Source organism: Sphingomonas sp. S2M10, from assembly GCF_012650175.1.
Classification (GTDB): Bacteria; Pseudomonadota; Alphaproteobacteria; order Sphingomonadales; family Sphingomonadaceae; genus Sphingomonas.
In genome coordinates this window covers 72,688-87,878 of sequence record NZ_JAAILI010000062.1, presented here as the reverse complement: position 1 = coordinate 87,878, position 15,191 = coordinate 72,688, and the positions used below count along the sequence as shown (strand labels likewise).

Here is a 15,191-nt window from a genome sequence, read left to right as displayed (position 1 = left end):
CCATGGATCGCTATGTCGACTGGGAAGCGCGGCTCTCCGCGTACCTCGACCCCCTGCGCCTGATGCCCTTCGAATGGGGCCGCCATGACTGCTGCACCTTCGCCGCCGGCGCCGTCTACGCGATGACCGGCTTCGATTACATGGCCGAGTTTCGCGGCCGCTATACGACACGCATCGGTTCGCTGCGCGTGCTGAAGCGGTTCGGCGCCGGCGCGCTGGCCCCGACACTGGACCAGAAGTTCACGCCGATCGCCGCCGCGACGGCGCAACGCGGCGATATCGTGATGTCCGGGGGCGCGCTGGGAATCTGCATGGGCGCAGCCCTGATCGCGGTGGGGAGTGTCGGCGACCGCGAAGGCCTGGTCCTGATCGAACGGGCGAAGTGGGACGAGCCGTTCGCCTGGGCCGTGGGACGGAGTTGCTGATGGCGAAGGTCGCGAAAATCGCGGCGGCCGTCGTCGGTGTCGTGGCGATCGTCGCCAGCGGTGGCCTCGGCGCGCCGCTGGCCGGTGCGGTTACAGGCTTCCTGGGCGTCGGCGCCGGCACGCTCACCGCGATCGGCGCCGGCCTCAGCATCGCGGGTGCGCTGCTTTCCAAGCCGCCCACCGTCCCCAGTTCGCAAAGCGAGCGTCTGACGCTCTCGATCGACCCGCAGGCACTGCGCAAGTCGGCCCTCGGCGAGACAGCATTGCCGACCGACGTCCGGTATCAGGAGTGGTTCGGAACCAATCAGGAGCGTTGCGGCCTGATCGTTGCGCACGCCGGTCACCGCATCCAGAGCGTGGACGCGATCTGGCTGAACGACGAACTGGCCTGGACCGCAACCGGCGGCACGCAGGGGCGCTTCATCAACTATTTCTGGGTGCGTCAGGTCGTGACGGAGGGATCGCCCTCCATCATCGCCAACGTGGCCCCGGGCAGCCGGTGGAATGCGCTCTGCCGACTGACCGGTTGCGCCTATTCACATCTGGAATTCAAGGTCACCGGCAACTCGAGCAAGGCCGAGAGCCCGTTCTCATCCGGCATCCCGCAGCGGATCACCGTAATTGGGAAGGGTTCGCCGGTCTACGATCCGCGCCGGGACAGCACCGTGCCCGGCGGCTCGGGGCCGATGCGCGCGACCGATCAGTCTACCTGGCGCTACACCGCGGATGACGGGACTGTGATCGGCAACAATGTCGCGCTGCAGATCCTGCGCGAGAAGCTCGGTTGGCGCATCACCAATCCGGCGACCGGCGAGAAGAAGCTGTCGGTCGGCCTCGGCTTGCCCGTCAAGCGGATCGATCTCGAGTCCTATATCATCGCCGCCAACCTTTGCGACGAGGCGGTCACCCTCGCCGCCGGCGGTACCGAGCGCCGGTATGTCGGCGCCGCGACCCTCTCCGAGGGCGACGATCCCACCACCCGGCTGAACATGCTCTGCGCCGCCTGTTGCGGCCGCATCACCGAACGATCGGGCAAGCTCGGCCTGGCGATCGCCCATAACGACCTCGCCGCGATCGCGGCCGACGATGGTCTCAATGACGACGATCTTGTCGGCCCCTTCGTCTGGCAGCCGGATCCGGCGATCACCGACGTGCCGAACGTCGTGCGCGGCCGCTTCACCGATCCCTCGCCGAACTCCCTGTATCAGCTGCTGCCCTATCCGGATGTCGGCATCGCCTCCGTCGATGGGATCGATCGCACGTTGCCCCTCGATCTGTCGGCCGTGCAGAGCCCGGCGCAGGCGCAGCGTGTGGCGGCGCAGGCGCTGATGCGCCGGCAGTACGACCGCACCTTCCAGGCGACGTTCGACATCCGTGCCTGGAAATATCGCGTCGGTGACCCGCTGCCATTCACCCTCGCGGCGCTGGGCTTCGTCCGGAAGCCATTCCGCGTGGTCGACCAGCAATATGCAGCCGGCGGCAAGTGCGCGATGACGCTCCGGGTAGAGGATCCGGCCATCTATCCCATTGGTGGTGCCGATCGCCCCGCCGTCCAGGCCGCAGCGCCGAACGTCTACAACACGTCGAACAACCCCATCATCCTGGCGGTTCAGGACGCGCAGCAGGCCGCCGACGGCGCCTCGGCGCGGGCAAACGCCGCGATCGCGGCCGTGGCCGGCCTGGGTGACGACGGCATCCTCTCTCGCGACGAAAAGGCGCGGATCCTTATCCCCAAGAATGGGGAGTTGACCAACGAGCGCGGGCTGCTCGATGCGCAGGCAGCGCTTTCGCCGAACGTGCCTGCGGTGGTGAATGCGCGGGCGACCGCCGCGCAGGCCTGGGCCGCTTGGTTGGCATATCGCGACTCTCTGTCGCCCGCCTGGGACAATGTGGCGCTGGATACATTCGTCACTCGCGCGACCTTCACCGGCGTGCTCACCGATTTGCGGTTCGCGCTCGACCTGCTGTCTCAAGCGCTGCAGTCGTCGATTGGCGGCGTTCCCGCGCAGGACATCGCGGACGCGGTGAAAGACGCCAACGGAAACGTGGTTCCGGCGCGCGACCAGTTCGCCGCGGTCAAGGCGCAGCTCGATGCGGATGTCACTTCCGCGCAGGTCGACGCCTCGCATGCTCGGGATGACGCTGCCGCCGCTCGCGCAGACCTCGCGATCGAGGTGCAGCGGGCCAAGAATGCCGAGGGTGCGATCAACACCACTCTGGCGGCCGTGAAGTCGACAGCAGACGGCGCATCTGCAGGAGTGACAGATGAGGCTACCGTCCGCGCGCGCGACGATATCGCTTTAGGCAATCGCATCTCCACGACGGAGGCGCAGCTCGCCGGCGCGCAAGCGAGCGTTCTGTCCGCCAGAATCGGGGATGAAGCGGTCGCCCGCGCGAACGGCGACAATGCGATTGCCAGCCGCACGGCGGTGACCGAAGCGCAGCTCGCCGGTACTCAGGACAGCGCCTTGAAAGCGCGTATCCTGACCGAAGAGACGACGCGCGCCGGGCAAGATGCAGCGCTCGCCAACCGCGCGACGTCCTTGGAGGCGGGGGCAGGCACATCTGCAGCTGGAACGGCGTTCAACCCCAATTTCGCGCGCTGGCCCGATGACTCCTCGCTGCCGGCGCAGTGGGATTATTGGCAGCTGAACGGTGGTAGGATCGCACGCTCCTCAGGCGGTTCTGTACGGGGCAGCCTGTTCTGCGCAGATTTTCGTAACGACACCCCCAACGTGGACTGGGGCCTCCTTCAGCGTGTCTGGATGACGCCCGGTGCATGGGTGATCGAAGCAACGATATCGCTGGATCAGGCGAGCCTCTCCGGTGCAGGTGTGACATTGAGCGGCGCTCAGGGCATCGATTTTGTGGCGGAAGCGGATACCAGCGGTGCCGTAGGCGACCTCTCGGGCGTCCGCTCGTTCTCGAAGATGATCAACTGGACTTCCTCCGGTTCGGTCAATCTGCACGCCATGGGAGGCTGGGGTGGGTTCGGGCGCACCATCGCCGCGAAGTACATGCGGTGGTTCTACCTCAACGTCCGCCCTGCGACTGATGGCGAGATCAGAGCAGGGAAAGCGCTGACTGATGCGGGGAGCGCCCTCGCGAGGATCACGGCGGAAGAGACGACGAGGGCGAATCAGGACGCGGTGCTCTCTAACCGCCTCTCGACCACAGAGGCCCAGCTTGCAGGTTCGCAGGGCAGCCAGCTGCAGGCGCGCATCGCCGCAGAGGAGACGGCTCGGGCCGATCAGGGCGCGGCGATTGCCAATCGGACGTCGACCGTCGAGGCGCAACTCAGTGGCGCCCAGCCAAGCCAGCTCGGTTCCCGCATCACCACGACAGAAAGCGCGATCGTCGGCTTGAACGGGCGGGCGGCAGCATATTGGCACGTGCTCGCGGTAGCGGGCAACAATCGCGCGCAGATGACGGTTCGGGCCGACGCGAACGGCGGCGCTGGCGTCGACATCGTCGGAGATGTCCGGATCGTCGGAAGCGACGGCGACGGCAGCACCGAGATCAGCGGCCGGGGTGTGTTCGTCTTCTACCCGAATGGCCAGCCGAATGTGAAGCTCGGGCGGTGGTGACGTGCCGGTAGGCCTTTGGGTCGGGCTGGAGGACGGCACCACTCTCTTCAATCAGACCACGGCCGTTGTGAAGTTCCTCGGCGCCGCGACGATCGGCGCGGCGCCGGGAGGCCCGAGCTTCACCGGCGATGCGCAGTCAGGCTCGATCGTGGATGCTCGCTTCACCCAGTTCGCGATGCACGTTCCGTTCTGGTGCCGCATCGACGGCGGCTTCGACGATGCTGGCTATGACGCGACGTGGAGCGTCAGCGGCTCATCCCTGATCTGGACCTTCCCGCGCCCGGCCGAATATTCGAACGGCCTGCTATACAATCGCCCGGTTCAGACGATCATCTACGGAATCCGCTGATGCAGTCGGGCTTCGAGGTCTATGACCAGAATCAGAAGTTGCAGATCACGAGCGGGCTGTTGACCTATGCCCTGCGAGTGTCTGGAACGACGTTCGTCGAAGCTCACAAGGTTGGTAACACCTCACCGAACAGCCTCTCGGTGCCGACGACGAACACCTTCACGCAATGCCTCGTCGCGTTGGCTGGCGGGAGCGGGTACGCCGCCGCTTATGCTGGGCGCCGAGCCGACAATGGCCAGCGTATTTACGCCACCAACGCGCCAGTCGGAACGGCGTTCAGCTATTTCATTTTCGAGCGGAGCAATACCATCCCTGCAGTGAGCAGTGGGCTTGAGGTGCGCAATCCGGCGCAGGAGATCGTCTTCTCCTCATCTCAAAGGGTGATGCAGATCCTCGACCTGATCGGCGGCATCGTGAGAGATGGTGAGCAGTCGAGCACCTACGCCGGGCGCCAGTTGGCGTTCTGCCAAGCCAATTTTGCGTCGCACAGGATCTCCGGTCAGGTCCGAGCCTACAGCGGCGGCAGTGGCCCCATCATCGTCGACCCTGAAGATCCTCCGCCCGGTACGCAGTACCGCTGGGACAACGACGGTAAGGTCTACGGCGGCTTCGTCACCAACGGCGGCCAGACCATCCAGACCCGCATGTTGAGCTGGGACGACGTCGTTGTTGGCCCAACCTCGGACCCTACCCAGCCGCCCGACTACGCCATCCCGCTGAGCCTCTTCGTGGTCGATGTGACCGGCGTCCCGGTCGGCGCTCAATTCTTCTGAGGAGAACGACGATGCCAAACCCGATCATCACCGACGAACAAGCGGCCGAGATGCGCGAGCAGCTGGCCGTCTACGAGCGCGAGAAAGCCTATCAGGCCGCGCTCGCGCGCCACCAGGTGTATCTGGCGGTCAAGCCGCTGGTGGAAAGCGAAGCCTTCATCGGCATTCACCAGCAGCTCGCCGACATCCGTGCGAACGGTCCCAAGGACGACAGCTTCTTCGGGATCGGCATCGAGGCCGTGTTCCAAGGCATGACGGGCCTCGGCATCAACGTCGCAAATTGGGTGGAACCCGTCGCGCCGACAAGCACAACCGTTCCCACGGCGACCTAAGCCGCGCCAGCGCCGGCGCCCGCAGTCCGCTCACCTGAATTCGGAGACATCGATGGATCCCTCGATCATCTCGGCCCTGGTGGGCTCGGGACCGCTTGGCGTCGTCTGCCTTTTCCTACTGCAGCAGCGGAAGGAAGAGCGCGCAGAGCGCCTCCAATACGACAAGGACCGGCTCGAAACCGACAAGAGCATGGCCCGCGCGATCATGGCGCTTGCCATGAAGGTCACCGGGAAGCCGACCGATGGCGATCAAGCCTGATCCTCGCGCGGCGGCCGTCGAGCTGCTCGAGCGCGCGATCGCCGGCGTCTCGATCATCGTCATCGATGCCGAGCCGGCCCTGGACCCGCTTGCGGCCGGCGTTGCCGCGATTGGCCGCATCTACCACAGCGCGACCCGGCCGCCCCGGGCGCGCTCCAAGCACTGACAGGAGCTGAGCATGGGTACGCCTGCCTGGATGGATCCGAACAGGATCCGCGACATCACCATTCATTGCGCGGCCACGCCGAAGGGCAGGGCGCTCACCGCGGAGCAGATCTCCGCCATGGACCTGGCGCGGAAGGACCTCGGGAACCAGGTCGCCTACCACTATGTGATCGAGCTCGACGGCAAGACCACACAGACGCTGCGCCATGACCAGCGCGGCGCTCATGTGGGCGGCAAGAACACCGGCAATCTCGGCATCTGCTACGTCGGCGGTCTCCTCGAGGACGGCAAGACTCCGGCGGACACACGCACGCCCGCCCAGCGATCGGCACTTTACCTGCTGCTGCGTCAGCTGCGCGTGACCTACCCCGGCGTGCGGATCCGCGGCCATCGCGACTGGAGCCCGGATCGCAACGGCGACGGCAAGATAACGTCCAACGAGTGGCTGAAGAGCTGCCCGTGCTTCGATGTAGCGTCTGACCTGGCTGCGGTCGGGATCAAGGCATGAACCCCTTGCTCGGCCTGGGCGGCGGAATCGCCGCCCTGCTGCTGCTCGGTGGTGTCTACGCCTTCGGCCGCCACGACGGCGCCACGATCCAGATCGGCAAGCAGGCGGCCGTCGAGGCTGCGGTGCGGAAGGAAGAGGCGAAGCGCCAGGACCTGGTCGACCGCGGCGCGCTCGCCGGCGCCGAGCGTGAAACCCGACGCCAGGCCAGCGTGAAGGAACTGTATCATGAAACCGAACGCGTGGTGGTGCGCCCTGTGTATCGCAACGTCTGCGATGACGCTGACGGCTTGCGCATCCTCGATCAGGCTGCCGCCGTCGCCAATGGCGAAGATCCCGGCCGAGCTGCTGGCGGAGCCGGCGAAGCTCCCACGACCCCAGCGGACCGCTGAAGGGATCCAGGACGGCGCGGCCGCCCATCGAACCCAGCTCGAGCTCTACGACACCGGCGGCAAGCTTCGTGCGGATCTGATCCGTCTGCAGTGCGCGGTCTTGGCCGCCGGCGCGCAGCCGCTGCGCGTCTACTGTCCGCAGCCTCCCTCCCAACCGAAATAGGAGCCGATCATGGCCGACAAGTATCAGGGCACCGCCGACACCATCATCGGTCCGTCGCGCAAGTGCTTCGACATCACGCCAAGCGACACGGTGGCGCTGCCCGACGTTCCCAAAGGCATCTATGTCGGCACCGGGGGCAACATCACGGGTCGCCTGGTCGACGATACCACCGATCATGTCTGGAAGAATCTCGGTAGTGGCTTCCTGCCGCTGCGGTTCGCGTTCATCCGTTCGACCGGCACAACTGCGGCGGATCTGATCGCCCACCTCTGAGACGTCAGCCCAACGCGGCCCGGTTGCGCTACCTTGAGCCTTTCCAGCGCTGCCCCCTGCTAACGAAAGCCGTTCATCATGAGTTTTGCATTCGCGTTCGGCGGCGGCGGCGCTGCCGGCGGCGCTCCGGCCGTGCGCTCTGTTGTAGTGCCTGCGGGCGCTACGGGTCGCGTCGTCTCGTTGGTACGCCTTCTGGGCAGCACGTCGACCTTCTCGCTGCTTTCCGCCGGTAACGCCAACATCGCTCTCGACAATGGCGATGGACTCAAGCTGGCCACGGCCCTGGCTGCAAACGAGACGCAGACAGCCCTGGTCCGCGAACAGATCGGCAGCGGCCCTACCGCCCGTGCGATAGAATATCCGATCAACTGCACCGGCGGCGGCGCGCCAACCCCAACGCCCACCCCGGTCAGCAGCCGCATTACGCCGACCAACTGGGACGTGATCGGCATCGGGGACAGCCGCACCGATACGGTGCTCGCCGGCACGTTGACGGGCACGGCCGGTTATACCGCGGGAACCAGCATCTTCGGGCCGATCGGCTGGGTACAGGTGCTTTCGCAGAACCGGCTCAAGTTCGGTCGCTATCCGAATTTCGGCATTTCGGCTTCGACTACGACGCAGGGCGCCGCCGTGCCCCGGCAGAACGCCAGCGGCGTCGTCACGAACAGCAGCCCGCAGACCTGGTTCCGGGGCACCGACAGCACGAACAAGGGCATGGACTATGCGGCGGCGCATCCTGCCGGCATTGCGGTAATTCTCTACGGCGTGAACGACGCGGACAGCCTGCTGTCGTCCACGAGCCGTACCAACCTGCTCGCGATCCTGAACAATTTGCGGCCTGGCCAGCTCAAGGTGATCTTGAACGAAACCGGCACCGGCAAGAAGATCGACGGCTCTATCGCTGGCGGCACCACAGCGAACAAGCTGGCCTTCTCCGCGTGGATCAACACGCTCGACGCGGACAGCGGCCACGCCAACGCCCGGAACGACGTGCTCGTCGTCGACTCGATGGGGCCGTCGTACGACGCTGCGTCGGGCACAAACCATCTCGGCTGGCTGCGGGATGATCGGCATCCGACGCCGTGGGGCTCGCGCAAGTGGGGCCAGCTCGTGATCGACCGCCTGGCGGCCGCATATGGCTCGGTCTGGACGAACCTGCCCAAGCGCATCACGCTCCCGACTGCAGCCGGTGCGCCGTTCATTCATTCGAACCCGCTGCTCACGCCTGGCGGCAACGGACAGGTCGTTGGAGCAAACTTCGGCACCGCACCTACGGCGGCAACCATTCCCCAAGGCTGGGCAGTCAGCGGCACTGGCGCGGGTGCCGGTATCACCGTAACCTGCGACAAGACGGGCACTACTCCGGACGGCTTCCCGATGTTTCAGATATCGGTCAGCGGCACGCTGCCCGATCAGTCCAGCTACACATTGCAGATTTACCAGCTGGCGTCTGGTTCCGCGGTCGCCCTCACCGACAAGCTGCAGGGCGTCTGCAAGCGACGCGTCCTCCCTGGCAGTCAGCAGCTGCTTGGAGCTCGGCTCCGCATTTCCATCACCGATGCGACAGTCGCCAAGAGCCAAGGAGCCTATGATCAGGGCGGCTCGCCCGGAGGTTCGGGCGATCGGCTCGGCTACTACATCAACAGCGCTGGGTTCGATGCGGGCGGTGAATGGGAGGAGCTGCAAACGCAGATGATCGACCTGGCCGATCCAAATATGGACGCCGCAAACGGCGGACCCGGACTGATCTCGTCGCCGTCGCAGGTGGTCGTGTACATGGATCTGCAGTTCGGAAACTACACCGGCGCCACCGCCAACGTCTCCGCCACGGTGCAACTCGCGCAGATGGGGATGCTGAAGGTCTCCGTCTGATACGCAAGGCGCGGCCCAGTCGGGTGCCTGGTGCCGATCGAGCCTGCGGTGTTGTCGGCCGCTCGACAGCATGCAATATGGCGCCGCCGACCCGAGCTTAGCCGTTAGGATCGGCCCGCGGCCGCGGTTGTAACCAAAGGCGACCGGCTTTGCCGGGTGGCCTGCGGAATGTAAGACCTTCGGGAAATACGCAGGGCGCGTTTCCCTTTGGTTCACGCGCGGCTAACCGCCCGGCTTTCGGGCGCTAGCCGCGCGTGAGCTCGCTCAACCTTCATCACCGAATTCCTGCGCCGATCGGCGCGGAACACCCGCCGGCGCGGTCGCGCCGGCACTCACCGATGCACGGCGTAGCCGACGTGCCTTTCTCAGAAAGGATCTAAGCTACATGACTGCAACTGCAGCGGTCGAGCCGGCTGCCGGCTATCTCGGCGGCAAGCGCCGTCTCGCGACCCGCCTGATCGAACGCATCGAAGCGGTGCCGCACCGGCTCTACGCGGAGCCGTTCGTCGGCATGGGCGGCGTGTTCCTTCGCCGGCGATCGGCGGCGCGCGCCGAGGCGATCAACGACATCAGCGGCGACGTCGCGAACTTCTTTCGCGTGCTGCAGCGGCACCCCGAGGCGCTTCTCGACCTGATGCGCTGGCGGCTTTCCAGCCGGGTCGAGTTTGAGCGGCTCCGCCGACAGGATCCCAGTTCGCTGACCGACCTGGAGCGCGCCGATCGCTTCCTGTTCCTGCAGCGCCTTTCCTATGGCGGCAAGGTGAAGGCCCGGACCTTCGGGACTGATGCCGGAAGTCCCGCGCGCTACAACCCGGGCCGGCTTGAGCCGAAGCTTCGGGCGATCCACCGCCGGCTTTCGAGCGTCACGATCGAGCAGTTACCCTATGCCGAATTCATCAGGCGCTATGATCGTCCCGACACGCTGTTCTATCTCGACCCTCCGTATTGGGGTTGCGAGGGCGACTACGGCGCGGGCGTCTTCGATCGCGAGGACTTCGCGCGCCTGGCCGAGCAGCTCGCCGGTATCCAGGGCAAATTCCTGCTATCCATCAACGACACGCCGGGCGCCCGCGAGGTGTTCGGCCGATTTGTCCTCGAGGACGTCGAGACCACCTGGTCGGTCGGTGCCCGGGTAGGCGCGCAGAGCAAGGTCGGCGAGCTGATCATCCGCAACTATGCCTGATCAGCTGGGGGTATAAATCGGGGTACGGTCCGCGCGGCGCGCGCGCCCGAATCGGGCTTTTCTGCCAAAAATGAGCGCGAGCACGGCGGACAATTCCTCCGCCGTGTTTGCGATCATTTCTGGCCCTCACGAGGGTTTGCCCCGGGCGGCGTAACAACCGAAGGTTGATGGACCGTTGCCTGCCTCGCCATTCTCGACTGCTCGACTAAGTCAGTCGAAACCACCAGGCCACCTGTTACGAAGGCCAATCCTGAAAACCAACCGACCAGCGGCGGTAGGAACGACCTCCGATTGACCTTGGCGATCCCGGCTTTCAGCGACTGCAACTCAGCGCGATCGAACTCGCCGTCGATTTCAGCCCTCCGCCAGAAAGCAATGAGTGCCTCGAGCGATGGCAACCCTGATTGTACAAACTCCTGGATCAGAACTGCGTTCAACAGCGACAGCAGGATGCCGAGGCCAAACAGAACGATCGGTAGCCAAGGCGACCCGAGCTTTTCCACACCCTGCAGAGTGAAAACTGCCGCGCCACTGTTGATGACGAGCAGCGACGCCGACAACCATTTTGACGACTCCATCAGGTGCGTGACTTGCTGCGCGGAAGTCCCCTCGAGCCGCTTCGCGAAGTGATCTGCCAGCTTCGACGGGATTGGCTCAACCTCTGAACCTTCGATCACACTGCCCCCAACGATGAACGGCTGAACGCCGTCGATTTGAGGCCCCCGTATATGCTGACCAACGCCGCGGTGAAAGCCGCCGGCGCGCGATCGCGCGCCTACAAGATGGCCGACGAGCGCGGTCTCTATCTTTTCGTTGCTCCCACCGGTCTGAAGTCCTGGCGCATGAAGTTCCGCCTGCAGGGGCGTGAAAAGCTGCTGACGATCGGCAGCTGGCCCGAGGTGACACTGGCCGATGCCCGCGCCCAGTGCGATCAGGCGCGTGAGCAGCTGCGCCGCGGCGACGATCCGTGCGTCGCTCGACGGCGTGCGGCTCACTCCGCAGACGATGCCGCCTGGACTTTCGAGGTGGCCGCGCGCGCCTGGCATTCCCACCAGTGCCCGGGTTGGACTGAGGCACACGCGACCGACGTCTTGACTAGCATGGAGCGTGACGTGTTCGCAACGATCGGTCATATGGCACTTGGCACCATCACTCCTCCCGCGATCCTTCAGGTTCTTCGCGCCATCGAGGATCGCGGCGCCGGCGAGACCGCGCGCCGGGTGCGCCAACGGATCTCGGCCGTGTTCGGCTTTGCGATCTCAATCGGCGAGGCCAGCGCCGATCCGGCGGCGATCGTGAAGAGGGCGCTTCGCCCGCAGGCCCATGGTGGCCGTCAGGCGGCGATCTTGGAGCTCGTGGAGATCCGCGCCCTGCTCGGCGCGGCCGAGGACGTGAAAGCCGCGCCGATCGTCAAGCTCGCGTCACGCTTCCTCGCCCTCACCGCGGTGCGCCTCGGCGCACTGCGCGGCGCGACCTGGTCGGAATTCGAGGGCATAGACTGGGCGGGCACTCTGACCGGCCCCACGCTGCCGCTTTGGCGGGTGCCGGCGGCGCGCATGAAGCTCTCGGCCGCGAAGAAGCGCGATCGCGCGTTCGACCACCTGGTGCCGCTCTCCGTCGAGGCTGTCGATGTCTTGCGCCAGGCGCGAGCGATCGCCGGCGCCGGCGCGTTGGTGTTCCCCGGCCGCAGCGGATCCGCGGCGATCGGCGAGAGCGCGATCGGGGACCTCTACGACCGGGCCGGCTATGCTGGCCGCCATGTGCCGCACGGCTGGCGCGCCAGCTTCGCCACGGTGATGAACGAGCGGCGGCCGCTCGAGCGCGCCGCCATCGACCTGGCGCTGGGCCACGCGCCCAAGGACAAGGTCGAAGCGGCCTACAATCGGTCGGCGCAGATGCGCCGCCGGCGCGCGCTGTTCCAGGAATGGGCCGCGCTGATCTCGGTGTGATCCGGGGTTGAACGAAACGGCGAACGAAAAGAGAACATGCGGCCTCATCCAGGAGGCGAACATGTCACTGACGACGCGAATGCGGCAGGTCGACCGCGACGAACTGACCTATCAGATCTATTCCGGCATGCGCCATTGGCGGCGCGCGGACATCAAGGCGATGTTCCAGGCGAGACGCCCGCAACTGGCGGCCGAGGTCCTGGCGCGCGAGCTCGGCCGGCTGTCCATCTTCGACGTGGCCGCGGCGCGGGATCTGGACCGAACCGAGCTGCAGCTGGTGGTGATCGCCGCGATCGAGGCGTTCCCGGGCGCGCTCCGGTCCATGTGGCTATCCTCGGTACCGGACCGCTGGAGGGATGCGCGCGCGACCGCGGCGAATCTGGTCGCTGACGCGCTCGATCGGTTCAAGGTGCTGCGCACCGTTACCTCGGCCGGCGATGGTCCGGTTCATGGCGAGCGGCCGGAAGGTCTGCATTTTCCAGACGTGCAGGTCGCGGAGGCCGCGATGCGGCCGGCCTGGCCATGAGCGCGCCCGGCAGCCTCTCCACGAGCGGCCCCGCCGCGGCTCGAATGGCACGGATCGTGCTCTCCCCCCACGATAGCCATCGGGCGGCGCAAGCCGCCCGGTCCTGACTGCCGCGCTGGGCAATCCGGTGGAAGGGTGTGGGACCTTTCGGCCATGGGGGGAAAGCAAACTGGCGCATGGGCTCGCTCAAGCGAGCCCATTCCTCATTTCCTTAGATTCTCAGGGCGGACAGAGCACATTCTATGTACTCGCGCTTTCGCGAAGGGCGACACCCGCGCCCAAGGCGTCAAGCGCCTGGCGGAGCGCAGGGTCTTGGGGCTCGCGAGGGCCGCGCTGGGCGAACGCCTGGGGCACGCCGCCTAATCGTCGGAGCTTCGTCACCAGGAGCTGGCAATAGCGCTGGAAGACCCGCGCAGCCATCTTGGTGCGGTGCTCGAAATAGTAGGCGTTGCTGGTCTGCTCGCGCTGCGGTGCGAACTCGCCCTCGTTCGCCGTCTTGATCGTCCGCCGCACCCACGAGATGAGGCCATGGTCGCGCAGCCGCCGGAGCGCCGCGATCACGCTGTTGCGGTGGCAGCCGGCGCGCGTCGCGATCGTGTCGATCGCCGGGAATAGCCGGCCGGTGGCGAAGTCGAGCGTCTGCAGCACCGCCTCGAGAACCGTGAGGTCGACGCGGCGCAAGCGGGCGTCGGCGGCATTCAGATAGCCGCTGAGTCGACCAAGCTCCTGGCGGATGAGGGCAGGGCGGCCGGTTGGCGCCGCGCCGCCGGCGACGAACTCGTCGAGCTCGGCCGAGAGGGCTGCAAAGCGGGCGCGCGCCTCGCGCACCTCGGGCAGGGGGTAATCGCGCCAGAGCTGCTGATACAGCTCCTTCGCTGCCTGGATCAGCGCTTCGCGATAGGCCAGGCCCTGGCGGACGCTGCCGTCGCCGATCGGCCGCCACGGTTTCGCGCGGACGTCGTCGACATCATAGCTGTCGCGATGCGGCGTGCGTCGCTTCCCCTCGGGATCGTGATCGGGCCCGCGGGTCTTCCCCTGCAGGCTCGCGCTGACACCCTTGAGGATCTGCTTGACCGAGCGGGCCGTCATGCGCGGCCCCCGCCGAAGCGCGTCAGCGGCGCGGCAGATCCAGGAGCGTCTCGGCCGGCGCCAGTCCCTCGAGTAGCAGATCCGCCCAGAGCCGAGCGATCTCGCGTCGGCGCGGCATGTAGGCCGCGCGATTGTATGCGAACTCCACACCCTTCGGCTTGTGCGCGAGCATGAGATCGATGACGGCTTGGTCGCCTGGCCGACCTTCGCGCTCGGCGAGCTCGTTCATCGTCGTCGAGAAGGTCGAGCGCCAGCCGTGCGGAACATGGCGCCCACGAAATTCCGAAAGCCGGTTGTACATCGTCCCGATCGCCGCGTCGCTCATCGGCCGATGCGCATGTCGCAGGTTCGGAAACAGATAGGGCCCGGGCCGCGTCAGTCGAGTCGCAAGCTTGAACAGAGCCACCGCCTGGGGTGCCAGCGGAACGATGAACTCGAACGCTGGGTCCTCCTTGCGCTCGAGCGAGAGCTTCATTTTCTCGGCCGGGACGCGCCAGATCGGTTCGGCCCCGTCGAGATCCTCCAGCTCGTGCGGCTGCGCCAGCCGGATCACGCCCGGCCGCACGGCCGTGAGGGCAAGCAGGCGAGAAGCGATCTTCACCAGCGGCTGACCGGGTTGCTTCTCGCTCTCGATCAGCAGCTGCCGCGCCTCGTCGATCGACCGCAGCGCCGGCTGGCGGCCGCGCTTCACCGGCCGAAGGGCTCCATGCACCTCCGCCGCCGGGTTGCTGGTCGCACGCGCGCAGGCGATGCCGAAGGCGAAAACCGCGTCCAGGCGCTGGCACACCCGATGCGCTGTCTCGATCGCAGGCCGCGCCTCGATCGCGCGGAGCAGTCGCAGGATGTCCGGCGGCGTGATCTCGGTGATCAGCACTTCGCCCAGGTGCGGGTACACGTCCCGCTCGAGACTGCGTTGCACGTCCTGGGCGTGGCGTTCCACCCAGGTGACCTTCTGTTGCTCGATCCACTCTTCCGCGAGTTGCTTCAGCGTAGGGGTACCGATGGGGGCCCCGCGCTTCTTCATCAGCGACGGGTCGCTGCCCTCCCGCAACATCAGCGATGCAGCGTCGCGCGAATCGCGCGCCTTGCTGAGCGACATATCGGGGTAGCTGCCGAGCACGAGCTTCTGCTCCTTGCCCCGCAGGCGATATTTCCAGCGCCAGGAGCGATAGCCCGAGGCGGTCACAAACAAATATAAGCCCCGCGCGTCCGAAAGCTTGTAGGCCTTGCCCGTAGCCTTGGCAGCGCGGCATTTCGCGTCGGTAAGCAAGCGAAGCCCCCAGAGTGTAGGGGCGATGCCCCCAAAATGCCCCGAGGACGTTTGCGCTACCCTGCGATTCAAAGCA

Annotated in this window: 17 protein-coding genes; 14 read left to right on the top strand and 3 right to left on the bottom strand. The window is 66.2% G+C overall.

Translation table 11 applies throughout. The annotated features are described in order from the left end of the window. Positions 1-2 precede the first annotated feature (2 nt). From S2M10_RS16055 to S2M10_RS16000, 12 genes are all read left to right on the top strand, one after another. Positions 3-425 (top strand): hypothetical protein, encoded by a 423-nt coding sequence (locus tag S2M10_RS16055; RefSeq protein ID WP_168846979.1) that lies wholly within the window; start codon positions 3-5, stop codon positions 423-425. Beyond that, positions 425-4,012 (top strand): hypothetical protein, encoded by a 3,588-nt coding sequence (locus S2M10_RS16050; protein ID WP_168846978.1) that lies wholly within the window; start codon positions 425-427, stop codon positions 4,010-4,012. Before S2M10_RS16055 ends, S2M10_RS16050 begins: the two co-directional genes overlap by 1 nt. 1 nt (position 4,013) lies before the next feature. Then, entirely contained in the window at positions 4,014-4,361 is a 348-nt protein-coding gene (locus S2M10_RS16045; protein ID WP_168846977.1) for a hypothetical protein, read from the top strand. After that, positions 4,361-5,134: a hypothetical protein gene (locus tag S2M10_RS16040; protein ID WP_168846976.1), complete on the top strand. Its 774-nt coding sequence runs from the start codon at positions 4,361-4,363 to the stop codon at positions 5,132-5,134. The genes S2M10_RS16045 and S2M10_RS16040 overlap by 1 nt, the downstream gene beginning before the upstream one ends. Before the next feature lie 11 nt (positions 5,135-5,145). Continuing rightward, on the top strand, positions 5,146-5,466 hold the full coding sequence (locus S2M10_RS16035) for a hypothetical protein (protein ID WP_168846975.1): 321 nt from the start codon (positions 5,146-5,148) through the stop codon (positions 5,464-5,466). Positions 5,467-5,518: 52 nt separating this feature from the next. Next, positions 5,519-5,725 carry a hypothetical protein gene (locus S2M10_RS16030; RefSeq protein ID WP_168846974.1) on the top strand — a complete coding sequence of 69 codons (207 nt, stop codon included), beginning with the start codon at positions 5,519-5,521 and terminating at the stop codon, positions 5,723-5,725. Further along, positions 5,709-5,891, top strand: a complete 183-nt coding sequence (locus S2M10_RS16025) for a hypothetical protein (protein WP_168846973.1) — start codon at positions 5,709-5,711, stop codon at positions 5,889-5,891. Before S2M10_RS16030 ends, S2M10_RS16025 begins: the two co-directional genes overlap by 17 nt. Before the next feature lie 12 nt (positions 5,892-5,903). Next, positions 5,904-6,398 (top strand): N-acetylmuramoyl-L-alanine amidase, encoded by a 495-nt coding sequence (locus S2M10_RS16020; protein WP_168846972.1) that lies wholly within the window; start codon positions 5,904-5,906, stop codon positions 6,396-6,398. Further along, positions 6,395-6,787: a hypothetical protein gene (locus S2M10_RS16015; protein ID WP_168846971.1), complete on the top strand. Its 393-nt coding sequence runs from the start codon at positions 6,395-6,397 to the stop codon at positions 6,785-6,787. The genes S2M10_RS16020 and S2M10_RS16015 overlap by 4 nt, the downstream gene beginning before the upstream one ends. Positions 6,788-6,959: 172 nt before the next feature. Further along, positions 6,960-7,223: a hypothetical protein gene (locus tag S2M10_RS16010; protein ID WP_168846970.1), complete on the top strand. Its 264-nt coding sequence runs from the start codon at positions 6,960-6,962 to the stop codon at positions 7,221-7,223. 78 nt (positions 7,224-7,301) lie between these two features. After that, positions 7,302-9,098 (top strand): SGNH/GDSL hydrolase family protein, encoded by a 1,797-nt coding sequence (locus S2M10_RS16005; protein WP_168846969.1) that lies wholly within the window; start codon positions 7,302-7,304, stop codon positions 9,096-9,098. Positions 9,099-9,483: 385 nt separating this feature from the next. Next, on the top strand, positions 9,484-10,281 hold the full coding sequence (locus tag S2M10_RS16000; RefSeq protein WP_168846968.1) for a DNA adenine methylase: 798 nt from the start codon (positions 9,484-9,486) through the stop codon (positions 10,279-10,281). A 113-nt stretch (positions 10,282-10,394) separates the two neighbouring features. Here S2M10_RS16000 and S2M10_RS15995 read toward each other — a convergent pair whose 3' ends face one another. Further along, positions 10,395-10,958 carry a hypothetical protein gene (locus tag S2M10_RS15995; protein ID WP_168846967.1) on the bottom strand — a complete coding sequence of 188 codons (564 nt, stop codon included), beginning with the start codon at positions 10,956-10,958 and terminating at the stop codon, positions 10,395-10,397. Between the two features lie 51 nt (positions 10,959-11,009). On the opposite strand from S2M10_RS15995, the gene S2M10_RS15990 reads away from it, so the two are divergent. Both S2M10_RS15990 and S2M10_RS15985 read left to right on the top strand, forming a co-directional pair. Continuing rightward, the gene (locus tag S2M10_RS15990; RefSeq protein ID WP_168846966.1) at positions 11,010-12,230 is read left to right on the top strand and encodes an integrase arm-type DNA-binding domain-containing protein; all 1,221 of its coding nucleotides are present in this window, start codon (positions 11,010-11,012) and stop codon (positions 12,228-12,230) included. A gap of 61 nt (positions 12,231-12,291) precedes the next feature. Beyond that, positions 12,292-12,756 (top strand): hypothetical protein, encoded by a 465-nt coding sequence (locus S2M10_RS15985; protein ID WP_168846965.1) that lies wholly within the window; start codon positions 12,292-12,294, stop codon positions 12,754-12,756. Between the two features lie 240 nt (positions 12,757-12,996). Here the strand turns inward: S2M10_RS15985 and S2M10_RS15980 are convergent, their stop codons facing one another. Further along, positions 12,997-13,845 (bottom strand): helix-turn-helix domain-containing protein, encoded by an 849-nt coding sequence (locus tag S2M10_RS15980; RefSeq protein WP_168846964.1) that lies wholly within the window; start codon positions 13,843-13,845, stop codon positions 12,997-12,999. A 22-nt stretch (positions 13,846-13,867) separates the two neighbouring features. Then, complete coding sequence (locus tag S2M10_RS15975; RefSeq protein ID WP_168846963.1) at positions 13,868-15,115, bottom strand: integrase arm-type DNA-binding domain-containing protein; 1,248 nt, start codon at positions 15,113-15,115, stop codon at positions 13,868-13,870. Positions 15,116-15,191 lie beyond the last annotated feature (76 nt).